This is a genomic window from Mycobacterium sp. IS-1590, assembly GCF_001500025.1.
GTDB lineage: Bacteria > Actinomycetota > Actinomycetes > Mycobacteriales > Mycobacteriaceae > Mycobacterium.
In genome coordinates this window covers 1-1,324 of record NZ_LQIW01000040.1, presented here as the reverse complement: position 1 = coordinate 1,324, position 1,324 = coordinate 1, and the positions used below count along the sequence as shown (strand labels likewise).

The following is a 1,324-nucleotide window of genomic DNA, read 5'->3' as shown; positions in this document are numbered from 1 at the left end:
AGCCGTTCGGGTCGGTGGTAGTAGTTCAGCCGCGCCTGGCCGGTGTCCAGCCCGGGTGGTGGAAGCCATTCGACCTCGCAGCGCTCGTTCATGCGGGTGGTCCAGCCGCCGTCCTCGTCGACGCTGCGGTTGTCGGTTCCGCAGGCCAGGCCGAGTTCGTCGACGTTGGTGTTACCGCCTTTGGACCAGTCGGCTTCCACGTGATGCACTTGGCAGCCGTAGGCACCTACGGTGCAGCACGGCTTGGTGCATCCGCCATCGCGCGCAATGAGCATGATCCGCTGCGCCGGGGTGGCTATTCGCTTGGCGCGGAACAGATCCAGGGCTGATCCGGTCGCGTCGTCGAAGACCGCCAGGTAGTGGTTGGCGTGGCCGGCCAGTCGGATTACATCGGCGATCGGCATGACCGTGCCGCCGCCGGTGGTGCCGACCCCGGCGCGTGATTCCAATTCCCGCAGAGTGGTGCGGATGATGATCGACACCGGCAGCCCGTTGAGCTGACCGAGCTCGCCGCTCATCAGGGCGATGCGCCCGACGGCGATCATCGCGTCGTGTTGGCGCTGGGCCAGACTGCGGTGGTCGTTGTCGATCTGAGCCTGCGTCGGAGTCCCCGATGTGCAGGGTTCGGGATCGTCGGGGTTGCACATCCCCGGTGCCGCGTATTTCGCGAAAATCACTTCCCACACCGCCCACGCTTCGGGTGTCAGAGTTCCGGAGAGGTCGATCATCGCGTCGGAGCGCTGTTTTGCCTTGGCGACCCCACGCTTACGGGCTCGCTCGGCCTCATCCGGCTCGGGCCCGTCCTGATCGAGCAAGAACAACGTCAGATCGGCGCTGTCCTTGAGTTCCTTGGGACCGACACCGACCGCGGTGCGGACCAGGTCGACCTCGAACTGCTCGCGGGTGGCCGCGTCGACGAAGCCAGGCAATTGGTCAACGGCCTTGCGGATGACGTCCACATGTTCGTCGTTGATCAGTCCATGAGCTTGCGCGACAGCCGTGGCGGGCAACGCCGGCGGCAGCGACGGCCCGGTCACCGCCTGACGCGGCGCCAGCAGGGCAGCTTCGGTCAGGCGCCGGTTCGCCTCGCTGGTTGAGATCCGCCAACGGACCCTCAACACCTCTTTCCACGATTTGGCACCCATCTGTTGCGCCGTGGCCTCGATCTGAAGGCGCGCCAGCAAGCGGTAACGCATCGCGGGCAGTTGGCACCCGAGAGCTTCGAGCTCGTCAAGGGCCGCGACGAGATTCTGGCGCGTCAGCAAGTCGACATCACAGGCGGCCGCCTCCTCGAAGGCGGCACGCAACGCGGTCACCGCGGCCT

1 protein-coding gene is annotated in these 1,324 nt (G+C 66.3%); it reads right to left on the bottom strand.

What is annotated here, in order from left to right; translation table 11 throughout:
• A partial coding sequence (locus AU197_RS19440; protein WP_156434489.1) for an HNH endonuclease signature motif containing protein occupies nucleotides 1-1,324 on the bottom strand: 1,324 nt, incomplete at both ends.